Source organism: Microbacterium sp. NPDC012755 (genome assembly GCF_042901325.1).
GTDB lineage: Bacteria > Actinomycetota > Actinomycetes > Actinomycetales > Microbacteriaceae > Microbacterium > Microbacterium natoriense.
In genome coordinates this window covers 2951633-2966255 of record NZ_JBIBCT010000001.1, presented here as the reverse complement: position 1 = coordinate 2966255, position 14623 = coordinate 2951633, and the positions used below count along the sequence as shown (strand labels likewise).

The following is a 14623-nucleotide window of genomic DNA, read 5'->3' as shown; positions in this document are numbered from 1 at the left end:
TCAGGCGCGACGGTACAGGTACACGTCCGTGAGATGCGGCAGATCGAGTTCCGCGCGCCCTGCGGTGTCGACATGTTCATCGAGCACACGATGGACGTCGGCCAGCATCTCCGCGCGTCGCGGCTCATCGGCGACGAGGAAACTGCTCACCGTGGTCCATCGACCGATGTAGTCGTCCCGTGAGATGACCTCCCGCCAGGTGAGCTCCTCGTGGCGGAAGAAGCGGAATCCGGGAAGCTCCTCCGCGGCGGCGCGCGTGGTGTCGTCTGACGCACCGACGGCCGGGTGCACGATTCGATGGCACGAACGGTCCCAGGCGCATGCAGGATCGGCGCGGTTCCAGATCAGCGCCATCGCGCCTCCGGGAGCGAGTACCCGGGTGATCTCGGCGCAAGCCGGCTCGCGATCGAACCAGTGGAACGCCTGAGCGACGGAGACGGCGTCTGCGGCCCCATCCTCCAGCGGAATCCGCTCCGCGGTGCCGCTCAGGGCGGTCACCTCGGGCAGCTTGGCATGCAGCACGTCGAGCATGGCGGTCGACGGCTCGACGGCGACCACACGATCGGCGCGCCCGATCAGCAGTTCGGTGAACTTGCCGGTGCCCGCACCGAGGTCGAGTATCGTTCCCACCCTGTCGGGGGCGAGGAGCTCGACCGCCCCGGCTGGGAACCCTGGTCGGTACCTCTCGTACTCCGACCCGATCCCCTCGAAGGAGCGCGCCAGGGTTTCATCGACCATGACTCGACGCTATCAGCGCAGGGCGCGCCCGGATCGACACGGCTGTGCCATATTGAGTGCATGATTCCCCAGGATCGTCACGTGCCCGACCGCGTGTACCTGGTGCGCCACGGGCAGACGATCTGGAATCTCGAGCACCGCCTCCAAGGGCAGCTCGACTCCCCTCTCACCGTCGACGGCGTGCGTCAGGCCGCGTCCACGGCCCTGCGGGTCAGCGCTGTCGGCATCACGACGATCTGCAGCAGTCCTCTCGGCAGAGCCGTGCACACGGCGGGCATCATCGCCGAAGTCCTCGGAGCGCGCGTCGTGGAGATCGACGAACTCGCGGAGCTGCACCACGGCGAGATGGCGGGGATGACGTGGGACGAGATAGACCTCGCATTCCCGACCGCCCGTGAGGAGCGCGCCGAGAACCGCTACGGCTGGGCGTTCCCCGGCGGCGAGAGCTACGCACAGGTCCGTGCGCGGGCGCGTCGAGCTCTCTCGGCATGCGGGTGGGCTGCTGAGGGTGCACCGCTGATCGTGAGTCACGAGATGATCGGACGGATGCTGCGTGCGGAGCTGCGCGGGCTGGATTCCTCGACGGCCCTGGGCCTCCGGCATCCGCCCGGCGTGGTCTTCGAGATCGACCACGGTGCGGAGAGGATGCTCTAGTCGTCCTGCTCCGACAGGAGGTCGGGTCGGCGTCGAGCGGTGCGCTCGAGCTGCTGCTCACGGCGCCAGGTCGCGATCGCCGCATGGTTGCCGCTGAGCAGCACGTCCGGCACAGCGCGATCGCGCCACATGGACGGCTTCGTATAGGAGGGGTACTCGAGCAGCCCGTCCTCGTGGGACTCCTCGACGAGGCTCTCGGGGTTGCCGACCACTCCGGGGATCAGTCGACCGATCGCCTCGATCATCGCCATCGTGGCGACCTCTCCGCCGTTGAGGACGTAGTCCCCGAGGCTGATGAGGCGCACCTCGCCGACGGTGTCCGCGTACTCGAAGACGCGCTCGTCGATGCCCTCGTAGCGTCCGCACCCGAAGATCAGGTGCTCGCGCGTCGCGAGTTCCCTCGCTGTCGCCTGGGTGAAGACCTCGCCCGCCGGCGACGGGAAGATGATCGTCGGCCGTTCGGATGCCGTGGCGAGCTCGTCGAGTGCGATGCCCCAGGGCTCGGGCTTCATCACCATCCCGGCGCCGCCGCCGTACGGTGTGTCATCGACGGTGCGATGACGGTCGTACGTCCAGTCGCGGAGGTCTCGGACGTTCAGATCGAGGATCCCGGCGTCCTGCGCCTTGCCGAGCAGCGACAGTGTGAGCCCGTCGAAGTACGACGGGAAGATGGAGAGGACGTCGATGCGCACGGCGGCCGCGATCACTCGGCCGCGTCTGCGGCGGCGTCCTCTTCCGAACCTGCGGCATCCGGCAGCTCCTCGAAGAGGCCTGCAGGAGGGGTCACGATGACCTTGCCCGCCGCCACATCGACGGTCGGCACGATGGCCTCGACGAACGGCACCATGATCTCCTGGTCGCCGGCCTTGACGATCAGCAGGTCCTGCGCGGGGAAGTGCTCGATGCGAGCGACCTTTCCGACGACGACGTCATCGCGGACGACATCGAGGCCCACGAGCTGCTGGTCGAACCAGGCGTTCTCCTCGACCTCGGACGTGTCCTGGTCGATCCAGAGGATCGCACGGACGAGTCCTTCGGCGGCGGACCGGTCCTCGACATCGTCGAGGAACACGACGGGGTTGCCGTTCATCACGCGGTACTCGCGGACGGTGACGGTCTTGCCGTGCCACGGAGATGCCTCTGGCACCTGCAACGTGAACTCGGCTCCCGTGACGAATCGACGCTCGGGATTGTCGGTGTACAGCTCCAGCTTGAGCGCGCCCTTCAGGCCGTGGGCCTTGACGAGGCGGCCGACGCGAAGCTGGTTCTTGCCCTGATTGCGGTCCTTCTGCACCACGTCAGTCGTCCGCGACATCGACACGGACACGACGCCCGTCCGCCAGAGCGGAGATGAGGGTGCGAAGTGCCTTCGCGGTGCGGCCGCCGCGCCCGATCACGCGTCCACGGTCGTCGGGATGCACACGCACCTCGAGCAGATCGCCTCGCGGCGAGGTGGATGCGGTGATGTGCACATCTTCGGGGTGATCGACGATCCCCTTGACGATGTGTTCGAGCGCGGCGGCGAGCACGACGATTACTCTGCGTCGGCGGCGGGGGCCTCAGCGGCCTCCGCGTCGGCCTCGACGGCGGCGGGAGCCTCCGCAGCGGGAGCCTCCTTCTTCTCCGCCTTCGGCTTCACGACGGACTTCTTGGACGCGTCGATCTCGAACGCGGCCTTGGGCTCGGCGACCCGAAGGGTGGACTTCGCGTCCTTGTCGCCCTTGAACTTGCCCCAGTCGCCCGTGATCTTGAGGAGGGCGGTGACCTGCTCGGTCGGCTGAGCGCCGACGGAGAGCCAGTACTGGGCACGCTCGGAGTCGACCTCGATGAACGAGGGCTCCTCGGTGGGGTGGTACTTGCCGATCTCCTCGATCACACGACCGTCGCGCTTGGTGCGCGAGTCGGCGACGACAATGCGGTAGTAGGGCGCACGGATCTTGCCCAGGCGCTTGAGACGAATCTTGACAGCCACGATTCTCCTGAATTGTGTGGAAGGAAACGAACCGATCGCCTGGAGAGTGGGGTGCACACCCGGCGGAAGCTCTGAAAGGGTGGATGAGTGCTGGATAGAGGGTCGAGCACGTCGTCCAAACCTCTATTCTGCCAGATGCGGGCTCCTGGCGCGAAACGTGGCGACATGGGGGTTGCCGTGTCGCGAGAGCTGCGTGCGAGACTGTGCTCGTGAAGCTCGAATTCGCTCCATCCGCCAGGTCCACCGTCGGCCTGGAATGGGAGATCATGCTCGCCGATCCGGTGAGCGGCGACCTCGTCGGCCGCGCCCCCGAGCTGCTCGCCGCGCTGGAAGCGGAGAGCGCCGATGAGCGCCACACCGTCACCGGCGAGCTGCTCACCAACACGATCGAGGTGACCAGCGGCGTCGGCACGTCGGTCGCGCACGCGGTGGACGACATCGCGAAGGCGATCGCCGCGGTCCGCGCGGCGACGGACCCGGCGGGCATCGAACTGCTCTCGGCGGGGAGCCATCCGTTCGCGCAGTGGTACGAGCAGCAGGTCACCGACAAGACCCGCTATCACAAGCTCATCGAGCGCACCCAGTGGTGGGGCCGCAACATGATGATCTGGGGCATCCATGTGCACGTGGGCGTCGAAGATCACCGCAAGGTCTTCCCCATCATCAACGCTCTCGCCGGCTTCCTCCCGCATCTCCAGGCTCTGGCCGCGTCCAGCCCGTTCTGGGCGGGCGAGAGCACGGGGTACGCCTCCAACCGCGCTCTCGTCTTCCAGCAGCTCCCCACCGCGGGTCTCCCCTGGCCTCTGCACGACTGGTCGCAGTTCGAGGGGTACCTCGACGACATGATCCGCACCGGCGTGATGGCCGACGCCTCCGAAGTGCGCTGGGACATCAGGCCCGCGCCGCGCTGGGGCACCATCGAAGTGCGCGCATGCGACGGAATGTCGACCCTTCCCGAGCTCGCCGCCGTGGCGTCTCTGGTTCAAGTCCTCGTCGAGCACTTCTCGCGCGAGCTCGACGAAGGACGCACTCTGCCCGAGCTCCCCGCCTGGTATCACCGTGAGAACAAGTGGCGAGCGGCTCGGTACGGGCTCGATGCGCGCGTGATCGTCGACGCCGACGGCATCCAGCGTCCCGTCAGGGACCACCTCGCCGAGACGCTCGAGCAGCTCGCACCGGTGGCGCACGATCTGGGGTGCGCGAAGGAGTACGCGAGCATCGGCACGATCCTGGCCGACGGCGCCAGCCACGCGCGGCAGCTGGCGGTCGCGAATGCCGCGGGTGGCGATCTGTCGGCGGTCGTGCAGCACCTGATCCGCGAGTTCCGCTCAGGGCCGGAGACGTCGACCCACGACTGACCTCAGTCCTCGACGAGCTGGCGGGCGAGCCCCTCGTCGAGGACGACATCGGTGACGAGGTCGGCCGCGATCGCCGATCTCAGGCTGACCAGCTTCGGGATGCCTGAGACGACGCAGACCCGTCGGGGAACGCGACGGAGCCGATCGAGTCCGGGGCCCGTGGCCCTCGCGTTGACCCGGATGTCGCGCCATGACCCGTCCGCACGGAAGAAGACCGTCGCGACGTCGCCGATCGCGTGATCCTCCCGAAGACTCCGGTAGTCGTCCCGGCTCAGATACCCGCCGACGTAGACCCGGCTGGGCACCTCCGCGGCCGGGGAGCCGAGGCTGAAGACCGCGATGTCCATCTTCGCCTGCAGATCGAGCACGCGCCGGGTGCTCATCTCCCTCCACATCGCCTCCCGCGTGGACGGATCGTCGAAGAAGGCGGGAACGGGGAACTGCTGGACCTGCGCGCCGAATGCGCTCCCGAACCTCTGCAGGATGTCGCTCGAGTACTCGACGCCGCTGGTTTGGGTGTTGCCCGCGCCGTTGAGCTGCACGAACGTGGTGTTGTGCGTCTCCTTCTGCGTCAGTCCACGACTCACCGCGCTGATGGTCGACCCCCAGGCGACGCCGATGATCATGTTCGAGTCCACGAACTGCGAGAGCAGCCGCCCCGCGGTGAGGGCCACGCGCTCCAGCCGCTCCACCTCGCTGACGATCTCGGGCATCGGGACCACGTGCGCCGCGACGTGATGGCGGTCGCGGATGCGCTGCTCCAGCATGCCCAGGCGTTCGAGCGGGGAGTTGATGCGGATGTCGACCAGTCCGCTCTCCCTCGCGAAGCTCAGCAGCCGTGACACGGACGACCTGGAGGTGCCCAGCTCCTGGGCGATGACCTCCATCGTCTTGTCCTGCATGTAGTAGAGCTGCGCCGCGGTGAGCGCGGCGATCAGCTTCGAATCGCGTGAATGCGCGTCTGCCTGTGCCATCACGACCTCCCGTACCCCGATCCTTGCACATATGTGCAGCGGACTTGCGCGCGCCGGTCCACCGGGTCGAAGCTGGGGGCAAGCAGAGAAGAGAGGTCGAGGATGATCGAGTCGACACACTCATCGGCGGAGCGCGCCGAGGTCATAGCAGTCCGCGAAGCCGGACGCACCAGCGTCCTGGTCATCGGCGGAGGCATCAACGGCATCTCGACGTTCCGCGATCTGGCGCTCCAGGGCGTCGACGTGGTCCTGGTCGAGCGCGGGGACTTCGCGTCCGGCGCATCGTCGGCGTCGAGCCACATGATCCACGGCGGGATCCGCTACCTCGAGAACGGCGAGTTCCGTCTCGTTCGTGAATCCGTGGAGGAGCGCAACGGCCTGCTGAAGATCGCGCCGCACTACGTGAAGCCGCTGCAGACGACGATCCCGATCTACTCCACGTTCTCCGGCATCCTGTCCGCTCCCCTGCGCTTCCTGACGCACAAGAGCGGGAAGCCCCAGGAGCGCGGCGCGTTCCTGATCAAGGTCGGCCTCACCATCTACGACACGTTCTCGCGTGACGGCGGCATGGTGCCGCGCCACCGCTTCCTCGGTCGCAAGAAGTCCCTCGCGGAGCTGCCCGCGCTCGACCCGCACATCAAGTACACGGCGACCTACTACGACGCCTCGATGCACGACCCCGAGCGTCTGGCCCTCGACGTCCTCCAGGACGGCCGCGCTGCGCACCCTGGAGCGATCGCGCTCAACTACGTCGAGGCCATCGGCCGTGACGGCGACAAGGTCCTGCTGCGCGACCGCGAGAGCGGCACCGAGTTCAGCATCGCCTCCGACGTGGTGGTGAACACCTCCGGCCCGTGGACCGACCTCACGAACGATGCGCTCGGCGACATCACGCGCTTCATGGGCGGCACCAAGGGCTCGCACATCGTGCTCGACCACCCGGAGCTGCTCGAGGCGACCCGCGGTCGCGAGATCTTCTTCGAGCACTCCGACGGCCGCATCGTGCTCATCTACCCGCTCAAGGGCCGCGTGCTCGTCGGCACCACCGACATCGACGCCGACCCTCGCGAGGTCCCGGTGTGCACGGACGAGGAGGTCACGTACTTCTTCGACCTCATCCATCACGTGTTCCCGCAGATCGACGTCTCCCGCGACCAGATCGTCTACAACTTCTCCGGCATCCGTCCGCTGCCCCGCCACGAGGACACCGCGCCCGGTTTCGTGTCCCGCGACTACCGCATCGAGGTGGACGAGAAGGGCGCCACTCCCCTGGTCAGCCTCGTCGGGGGCAAGTGGACCACGTTCCGCGCCCTGGGAGAGTCGCTCTCCGATGTGGTGCTCGGCCTGGTGGGTCGCACCCGCACCGTGTCGACCGCCGGTCGCGCCATCGGCGGCGGTCGTGACTTCCCCCGCACCGAGAAGGCGCGCCGCATCTGGATCCAGGAGAACCTCCCCGGCGCCGGCGCCCGTGCCGATCACCTCCTCGCCCGCTACGGAACGCGAGCGGCTCAGGTCTGGGACTACATCGAGCAGGGAGAAGACGCCCCCCTCGCCGGCGGCGACCTCTCCACGCGCGAGCTCGAGTGGATGGTGAAGAACGAGCTCGTCGCTCGACTGCAGGATGTGATCCTGCGGCGCACGAGCATCGCCTTCACCGGACATGCGAGCGCAGAGGTTCTCGACGAGATCGGCGACGCGCTCGCTCCCCTGCTGGACTGGGATCGCGACCGCCACGATGCCGAAATCGAGCAGACCCGACTCCTCCTCAACGAACGACACGGCCTGAACATCTCGTCCCGCGCACGCGGCTGACGAGATTCCCACCGTCGCCCTCCTCTGCGACGTGAAATCCCTCATAACGCGGCAGGACTGAGGGGTCCTGCCGCACAAGAAAGGTCAATGAAGACATGACTGATGTGAATCTCGGTCTCTACTTCCTGTCTGAGCTCGTCGGCACGGCGATGCTCATCATTCTGGGTTGTGGAGTCGTCGCGAACGTCGCGCTCGCCAAGAACAAGGGCAACGGCGGCGGCTTCCTCATGGTCAACTGGGGGTGGGGCCTCGCGGTGTTCGCGGGTGTGCTCGTCTCCGCATACTCCGGCGCGATCCTGAACCCCGCCGTCGGCATCGGCCTCCTGGTCGCCAAGAAGATCGACTTCGCCATGTTCGCCACCGCCACCGGTGCAGAACTGCTCGGCGCGATCATCGGTGCCATCATCGTCTGGCTCGGCTACAAGCAGCACTTCGACGAGGAGCCCGAAGCCGCCAACAAGCTCGGCGTGTTCTCGACCGGTCCCGCGATCCGCTCGTACGGCTGGAACCTCGTCACGGAGATCATCGGCACGTTCGTGCTCGTGTTCGTCATCTTCGCGTTCGCGGACTACGGCGACATCGAGGTCGGAACCCCCGGAGGCCTCGGCCCGCTCACGGCACTGCCGGTCGCCCTCCTCGTCGTCGGCATCGGCGCGTCCCTCGGTGGCCCCACGGGCTACGCCATCAACCCCGCCCGTGACCTCGGTCCGCGTATCGCTCACGCGATCCTGCCCATCAAGGGCAAGGGCTCCAGCGACTGGTCCTACTCGTGGGTCCCGGTCGTCGGTCCGCTCATCGGCGGTGTGATCGCCGCTCTCGTGGCGCCGGCACTGCTCCACCTCGCCTGACCCCTGAATTCAAAGGAGAACACACCATGGCTGACTACATCATCGCCATCGACCAGGGAACCACCTCCAGCCGCGCGATCATCTTCGACAAGAAGGGCAGCATCATCGCGACGGGCCAGAAGGAGCACGAGCAGATCCTGCCGCAGGCCGGCTGGGTCGAGCACGACGCGGCCGAGATCTGGCGCAACGTGCAGGAGGTCATCGGCCTGGCCCTGAGCCGCGCCGACCTGACCCGCCACGACATCGCCGCAGTCGGCATCACCAACCAGCGCGAGACCGCGGTCGTCTGGGACAAGACCACGGGTCAGCCGGTGTACAACGCGATCGTCTGGCAGGACACGCGCACGCAGGCCATCGTCGACCGTCTCGCGGCGGAGGGCGGCGTCGAGCGCTTCAAGCCCGTCGTCGGCCTGCCCCTGGCGACCTACTTCTCCGGCACGAAGATCGCGTGGATCCTCGAGAACGTCGAGGGCGCTCGCGAGAAGGCCGAGGCGGGCGACCTCCTCTTCGGCACCACCGACTGCTGGGTTCTCTGGAACCTCACCGGCGGCGTCGACGGTGGCGTGCACGCCACCGACGTCACGAACGCGTCTCGCACCATGTTCATGGACCTCGAGACGCTGGAGTGGCGCGACGACATCCTCGAGGCGTTCGGCGTGCCGCGCTCGATGATGCCCGAGATCCGCTCCTCTTCCGAGGTCTACGGCGCCGCAGAGGACTCCTCGCTGCTTCGCGAGACGCCGATCGCCGGCATCCTGGGCGACCAGCAGGCCGCGACCTTCGGACAGGCCGCGTTCAACGCCGGCGAGAGCAAGAACACCTACGGCACGGGCTGCTTCCTCATCTTCAACACGGGCGAGGAGATCGTCCACTCGAAGAACGGGCTGCTCACCACCGTCGGCTACAAGCTCGGCGACGGACCGACCCACTACGCTCTCGAAGGTTCGATCGCCGTCACGGGATCGCTGATCCAGTGGCTGCGCGACCAGCTCGGCATCATCGACTCCGCCCCCGAGGTGGAGGAGCTGGCGAAGCAGGTCGACGACAACGGCGGCGTGTACATCGTCCCCGCGTTCTCCGGTCTGTTCGCGCCCTACTGGCGTCCTGACGCCCGCGGTGCGATCGTCGGCCTCACCCGCTACGCGAACAAGAACCACATCGCTCGCGCAGCGCTCGAGGCCGTCGCCTTCCAGACGCGTGATGTGCTGGATGCCGTGAACGCAGACGCCGGTGTCGACCTGACTGAGCTGAAGGTCGACGGCGGCATGGTCGCCAACGACGCGCTCATGCAGTTCCAGGCGGATGTGCTCGGCGTCCCGGTCGTCCGTCCGGTCGTGGCCGAGACCACCGCGCTCGGCGCCGCCTATGCCGCAGGTCTGGCCGTTGGATTCTGGAACGGCCTCGACGACCTGTCCGCGAACTGGCAGGAGGACAAGCGCTGGGAGCCGTCCATGGAGGTCGCTGAGCGCGACCGCCAGCTGCGCCTGTGGCGCAAGGCCGTCACCAAGTCGATGGACTGGGTCGACGACGACGTGAAGTGATCTCGCTTCGCTGAACGACAGGGCGGGTCCGGAGTCCTCTCCGGGCCCGCCCTGCTGCGGTCAGCCGAGATCTGCGGTCTCCAACTCGACGAGAAAGGCCCTGGCGACTGTCCTCGGCGCCTGCTCATCCCACGCCGCGTACTCGACCCGGATCGGACCGTCGTCGACCGGCACCGACTCGACCGCGGCCTGCGACCGGGCGACGACACCCGGAGCGAGCAGGGTCATCGCTAGCCCTGCCGATACGAGGCCGAGGATCAGCTCTGCCGAGTCGGCCTCGAACGCCACATCTCTGACCACACCGGCGCCCGCGAATGCGGAATCGCTCTGCGCGCGCCCTGACGTGCCCGCGGGGAAGTCGGCGAACACCTCGCCGGCGAGATCGGCGAGTCGGATGCTCTTCCGGCGGGCGAGTCGATGATGCGGCGGCATCGCGGCGACGAGCCGCTCCCTGGACAGCGTGCGCAGGGCGACACCGCTCGGGATGCTCTCCTCTCGAAGCCCGAGGAGGGCGACGTCGAGATCGCCGTGTCGGACGGATGAGATCAGGGTGTCGCTGTTGCCCACGGTGAGCTCGACGCGAACGGACGGATGCGCCGCGCGGAACCGCGCGATGAGGGCGGGGACGTCCACCGCGGCGACGGTCGGGATCACACCGAGGCGCAGAGTCCCGATGACCCGTCCCACGGCAGCCGCGGCATCCTCCCTCGCACCCTCCGCGGCGGCGAGGGCGACTCGTGCCCTCCGCACGAAGGCCTCACCGGCCTCGGTCACCCGGACGCTCCGACTCGTGCGGGTGAACAACCGCTGACCGAGTTCGCTCTCCAGCGCGGCGATCCGATGACTCAATGCGGACTGCGTGACGAAGCAGCGTTCGGCTGCGCGGGTGAAGCTCGATGCGTCCGCGATCTCGACCGCATATCGCAGTTGCTGAAGGTCCATTCATTCATGATCTCTATTCATGCATGAGTTGACAACTATGCGTTGGACTCATTCCTCTGCAGCCATCACGCTGGAATCATGAATCGACTGACCACGGTGCTCCTCACCGCTCTGGCTCCGATGGCCTGGGGCACGACCTACCTCGTCACCACCGAGCTGCTGCCCGCCGGGCATCCGCTGCTCGCCGGTCTTCTCCGCTCGCTTCCTGCCGGACTGGTCGCCATCGCAATCGGACGGTCCCTCCCCCGCGGCTCCTGGTGGCTCAAGTCGCTCGCCCTCGGCGTCCTGAACATCGGGGCATTCTTCCCCCTGCTGTTCCTCGCGGCCGAGCGTCTTCCCGGTGGAGTGGCGGCGGCCGTCGCCGGCGTGCAGCCGCTGATCATCCTCGCACTCGGTTCTCTCGTGCTGCACGAGAGGATCCGTCCGCTCACCGCGGCGGCTGCGACCGTCGGCGCCGGCGGCGTCGCACTCGTCGTCCTCGGGCCCGCAGCTCAGCTGGACGCCATCGGCATCCTGGCGGCCCTGGGCGGCGTCACGGCGACCGCGGTCGGAATGATCCTCACGAAGCGCTGGGGGCGTCCGGAGGGCGTCGGCCCCATAGCCTACGCAGGATGGCAGCTCACCGCCGGAGGACTTCTGCTGCTGCCGCTCACGTTCCTGATCGAGGGCGCGCCGCCGCAGATCGACGGCGGGGCCGCGCTCGGCTACCTGTGGCTGGGCACTGTGGGCGGCCTCTTCGCCTACACGCTGTGGTTCCGCGGCATCCAGCGACTCCCGGTCATCGCCCCGGGGCTGCTCGCACTGCTCTCGCCCGTCGTCGCGACGATCCTCGGAGCGACCGTCGCCGGAGAGAGCTTCACGCCCCTGCAGGCGATCGGAATGACGCTCGTGCTGGCCGCGCTCGTCTCAGGCCAGCTCGTCACCCGACCGAAGCCCGTGCCGGCCGTTCCCGGCGCAGCCGAGAGCGCGCTCGTCCGACGCTGAGGGGATCAGCCCTTGCCGAAGAGCTTCTGGATCTCGGCGAGGTCGGCCTCGCTCGGTGCCGCCTTCGCCCCGCCGAGGCCGAAGCCCGACCCGGTGGGAGTGGTCGGGGCGGTGAGACCGGCGTTCTCCGCGGCGCGCTTGGCCGGGTTGCCCGACCTCGAACCGCCGGAGGACTTGCCCTTCTTGCCGCGCTTCGACGACGCTCCAGGGCGTCCCATCCCGGGGACGGGTCCCATGCCCGGGATGTTCGGCGTCCCCCCACGGGCGACCGTCTTCATCATCTTCGCGGCCTGGTCGAAGCGCTGCACGAGCTGATTCACATCCGTCACCGTCATGCCGGAACCGCGCGCGATGCGCAGTCGTCGGGAGCCGTTGAGGATCTTGGGGTTGCGGCGCTCGACCGGAGTCATGGAGCGGATGATCGCCTCGGTGCGGTCGATCTCGCGCTCGTCGAAGTCCTCGAGCTGCTGCTTCATCTGGCCCATGCCCGGCAGCATGCCGAGCATCTTCTTCATCGAGCCCATCTTCTTCATCTGCTGAAGCTGGCCGAGGAAGTCCTCGAGCGTGAACTGCTCGGTCGCGAGCTTCTCGGCCATCTTCATGGCCTCTTCCTCATCGAAGGCCTGCTGGGCCTGCTCGATGAGGGTGAGGATGTCGCCGAGGTCGAGGATGCGGCTCGCCATGCGATCGGGGTGGAAAGGCTCGAGGTCTTCGAGGCGCTCGCCCGTCGAGGCGAAGATGATGGGGCGTCCGGTCACGGAGGCGACGGACAGAGCCGCACCGCCTCGAGCATCGCCGTCGAGCTTGGAGAGCACGACGCCGGTGAAGTCGACGCCGTCCTGGAAGGCCTTGGCCGTGTTGACGGCGTCCTGACCGATCATCGCGTCGATGACGAAGAGCACCTCGTCGGGGTCGACGGCCTTGCGGATGTCGGCGGCCTGCTTCATGAGCTCCGCATCGACGCCGAGACGTCCGGCGGTGTCGATGATGACGACGTCGTGCTGGTGGCGACGGGCGTGCTCGACGCCGTCGCGCGAGACCTTGACCGGGTCGCCGATGCCGTTGCCCGGCTCGGGGGCGTAGACGGTCGCGCCGGCCTGCTCCGCGACGACCTGGAGCTGATTCACGGCGTTCGGACGCTGCAGGTCAGCGGCGACGAGGAGCGGGGTGTGCCCCTCTCCTTCGAGCTGCTTCGCGAGCTTTCCGGCGAAGGTCGTCTTTCCCGAGCCCTGAAGGCCGGCGAGCATGATGACCGTCGGCGCCGTCTTCGCGAACTGGAGGCGACGCTGTTCGCCGCCGAGGATCTGGATGAGCTCCTCGTTGACGATCTGCACGACCTGCTGGGCCGGGTTGAGGGCCTTGTTCACCTCATCGCCGAGCGCGCGCTCGCGCACCTTCGCGGTGAACTCCTTCACGACGGACAGCGCGACGTCGGCGTCGAGGAGTGCGCGACGGATCTCGCGCACGGTGCCGTCGACGTCGGCGGCGGTGAGCTTTCCCTTCGTGCGCAGGTTGCGGAAGGTCTCGGTGAGCCGATCGGAGAGCGTGCCAAACGTAGCCATGGTGCTTCGATTCTACGCGAGCGGAACCTCGATGCTCAGCGCGGCACGGAGTTCCTCCTTCGCACGCTGATAGCGTCCTCTGGCCGTCGATGCAGGGATGCCGAGAAGCTCGGCCGCCTCCGTGAGCGAGAAGCCGTCCCAGTGCACGAGGCGCACGATCTCGGCGCGATCCGGATCGAGACGTGTGATCGCATCGCGCACCTCCGCACCTGCATCCGCCGCCGGGCCGCTCCTGCCCTCCGCCGCATCGCCGCGGATCCGATCGACCAGAGCCCAGCGTCGGCGCTGGCCGCGCGCGTGGTTGAGCAGTGTGCCTCGTGCGATGCCGAAGAGCCACATCCGCGCTCGTTCCGCGTCGACGGGGAGTTCGCCTACTCGGCGCCAGGCGACGACCATGGTCTCCCCGAGCAGGTCGGGGGCGTCGTCCGGACCGACGCGACGCGAGACATAGGAGAGGAGGTCGGATGCGTTGGCCTCGACCGCCGTGGTGAGACGGACGGAATCGGGACTCACTCGGCCTCGCATCTGACTCCGCCATCCGCGCTGAACATCCACGTGTCCTCCGGGAACCCGGCGCCGACGAGATGATCGATCATCGCCTCGTGCACCGCACGGTTCACCGCGAACGCTCGAGCGTCATCGGCATCGGGACGCCCCGGTGCGATCGCGGCGTCGGCGAGCCAACCATCCGCGCCGATCAGCACGGTCATCCCGTACCTGTCCGCCTGTTCCGCGAGGATTCGCGCGGCCTCGTCGTCCGCCGCTTCCAGGTCGAGCTCACGCTCCAGCGCGCCATCGCGCAGCCAGGTCGCGACGGAGTCCTGCACGTCACGTGTCGACACGTCGTCCTGACCGGCATCGGTCGTCGAGGCCGTGCGATCCTCGACGAGCAACCGGACCTCACAGGCTCTGCCGCTGGGAAGCGCGAACCCGTAGGAGCCGTCCGGATGTTCGAGCGAGCCGGGCCACGTGACGAGACCGGCGGCGACGGCGACTCCACCGCCTCCGACGATCAGGGCGAGCGCAGCACCGGCTGTCAGAGCCGTCCTCACGCGCCGTCGGGGTCGCTTCGGCCCCTCAACCACCCGGGCCTCCGCCATCATCGCCCGCACGTCGCGGGGGTCGAGTGACCAGGCGACGGGTGCGGAGGAGTCGAGCAGATCGTCCAACTGTCCTGTGTCCATGAGTGCGTCCCTTCTGGATGGGTTCACTCCGTACGTGTCCGGCATCGCGCCGGA

General features: G+C 67.9%; 16 protein-coding genes. 6 read left to right on the top strand and 10 right to left on the bottom strand.

Annotated elements, in window-relative coordinates; translation table 11 throughout:
- Entirely contained in the window at positions 1-738 is a 738-nt protein-coding gene (locus tag ACFY5A_RS13825; protein ID WP_387234836.1) for a class I SAM-dependent methyltransferase, read from the bottom strand.
- An 81-nt stretch (positions 739-819) separates the two neighbouring features.
- On the opposite strand from ACFY5A_RS13825, the gene ACFY5A_RS13820 reads away from it, so the two are divergent.
- Positions 820-1392: a histidine phosphatase family protein gene (locus ACFY5A_RS13820; RefSeq protein ID WP_341942242.1), complete on the top strand. Its 573-nt coding sequence runs from the start codon at positions 820-822 to the stop codon at positions 1390-1392.
- Here ACFY5A_RS13820 and trmD read toward each other — a convergent pair.
- The 4 genes from trmD to rpsP are packed head-to-tail and all read right to left on the bottom strand — an operon-like array spanning position 1389 to position 3364.
- Positions 1389-2084 (bottom strand): tRNA (guanosine(37)-N1)-methyltransferase TrmD, encoded by a 696-nt coding sequence (gene trmD, locus ACFY5A_RS13815; RefSeq protein WP_387235947.1) that lies wholly within the window; start codon positions 2082-2084, stop codon positions 1389-1391. The two genes, ACFY5A_RS13820 and trmD, sit on opposite strands and share 4 nt — an antisense overlap.
- Positions 2085-2095: 11 nt before the next feature.
- Complete coding sequence (rimM, locus tag ACFY5A_RS13810) at positions 2096-2707, bottom strand: ribosome maturation factor RimM (RefSeq protein WP_341942243.1); 612 nt, start codon at positions 2705-2707, stop codon at positions 2096-2098.
- Positions 2691-2921, bottom strand: a complete 231-nt coding sequence (locus ACFY5A_RS13805; RefSeq protein WP_105673355.1) for an RNA-binding protein — start codon at positions 2919-2921, stop codon at positions 2691-2693. Before ACFY5A_RS13805 ends, rimM begins: the two co-directional genes overlap by 17 nt.
- Positions 2922-2926: 5 nt before the next feature.
- Positions 2927-3364: a 30S ribosomal protein S16 gene (rpsP, locus tag ACFY5A_RS13800; protein WP_105673354.1), complete on the bottom strand. Its 438-nt coding sequence runs from the start codon at positions 3362-3364 to the stop codon at positions 2927-2929.
- 209 nt (positions 3365-3573) lie between these two features.
- Here rpsP and ACFY5A_RS13795 point away from each other — a divergent pair, with 209 nt between their 5' ends.
- A complete protein-coding gene (locus tag ACFY5A_RS13795; RefSeq protein WP_387234831.1) occupies positions 3574-4722 on the top strand; it encodes a glutamate--cysteine ligase in 1149 nt (382 codons plus the stop codon).
- 2 nt (positions 4723-4724) lie between these two features.
- Here the strand turns inward: ACFY5A_RS13795 and ACFY5A_RS13790 are convergent, their stop codons facing one another.
- Positions 4725-5696 (bottom strand): sugar-binding transcriptional regulator, encoded by a 972-nt coding sequence (locus ACFY5A_RS13790; RefSeq protein WP_387234828.1) that lies wholly within the window; start codon positions 5694-5696, stop codon positions 4725-4727.
- 102 nt (positions 5697-5798) lie between these two features.
- Here ACFY5A_RS13790 and ACFY5A_RS13785 point away from each other — a divergent pair, with 102 nt between their 5' ends.
- The 3 genes from ACFY5A_RS13785 (at position 5799) to glpK (ending at position 9897) form a co-directional block, all read left to right on the top strand.
- Positions 5799-7508, top strand: a complete 1710-nt coding sequence (locus tag ACFY5A_RS13785) for an FAD-dependent oxidoreductase (protein ID WP_387234825.1) — start codon at positions 5799-5801, stop codon at positions 7506-7508.
- Positions 7509-7603: 95 nt separating this feature from the next.
- Complete coding sequence (locus ACFY5A_RS13780; RefSeq protein ID WP_341942246.1) at positions 7604-8356, top strand: MIP/aquaporin family protein; 753 nt, start codon at positions 7604-7606, stop codon at positions 8354-8356.
- Positions 8357-8382: 26 nt separating this feature from the next.
- Positions 8383-9897, top strand: coding sequence for a glycerol kinase GlpK (glpK, locus tag ACFY5A_RS13775; protein ID WP_387234822.1), 1515 nt, complete (start codon positions 8383-8385; stop codon positions 9895-9897).
- A 60-nt stretch (positions 9898-9957) separates the two neighbouring features.
- On the opposite strand, the gene ACFY5A_RS13770 is transcribed toward glpK, so the two are convergent.
- Positions 9958-10839 carry a LysR family transcriptional regulator gene (locus ACFY5A_RS13770; protein ID WP_341942248.1) on the bottom strand — a complete coding sequence of 294 codons (882 nt, stop codon included), beginning with the start codon at positions 10837-10839 and terminating at the stop codon, positions 9958-9960.
- Positions 10840-10917: 78 nt separating this feature from the next.
- Between ACFY5A_RS13770 and ACFY5A_RS13765 the strand changes: the two genes are divergently transcribed.
- Positions 10918-11823, top strand: a complete 906-nt coding sequence (locus ACFY5A_RS13765) for an EamA family transporter (protein ID WP_387234817.1) — start codon at positions 10918-10920, stop codon at positions 11821-11823.
- Between the two features lie 5 nt (positions 11824-11828).
- Here the strand turns inward: ACFY5A_RS13765 and ffh are convergent, their stop codons facing one another.
- Genes ffh through ACFY5A_RS13750 form a run of 3 tightly spaced genes read right to left on the bottom strand, consistent with a single transcriptional unit; the run spans position 11829 to position 14569 of the window.
- Positions 11829-13385 carry a signal recognition particle protein gene (gene ffh / locus ACFY5A_RS13760; protein WP_341942250.1) on the bottom strand — a complete coding sequence of 519 codons (1557 nt, stop codon included), beginning with the start codon at positions 13383-13385 and terminating at the stop codon, positions 11829-11831.
- 12 nt (positions 13386-13397) lie between these two features.
- The gene (locus ACFY5A_RS13755; RefSeq protein ID WP_387234814.1) at positions 13398-13898 is read right to left on the bottom strand and encodes an RNA polymerase sigma factor; all 501 of its coding nucleotides are present in this window, start codon (positions 13896-13898) and stop codon (positions 13398-13400) included.
- Positions 13895-14569: a hypothetical protein gene (locus tag ACFY5A_RS13750; protein ID WP_387234811.1), complete on the bottom strand. Its 675-nt coding sequence runs from the start codon at positions 14567-14569 to the stop codon at positions 13895-13897. The genes ACFY5A_RS13755 and ACFY5A_RS13750 overlap by 4 nt, the downstream gene beginning before the upstream one ends.
- Between the last annotated feature and the right edge of the window lie 54 nt (positions 14570-14623).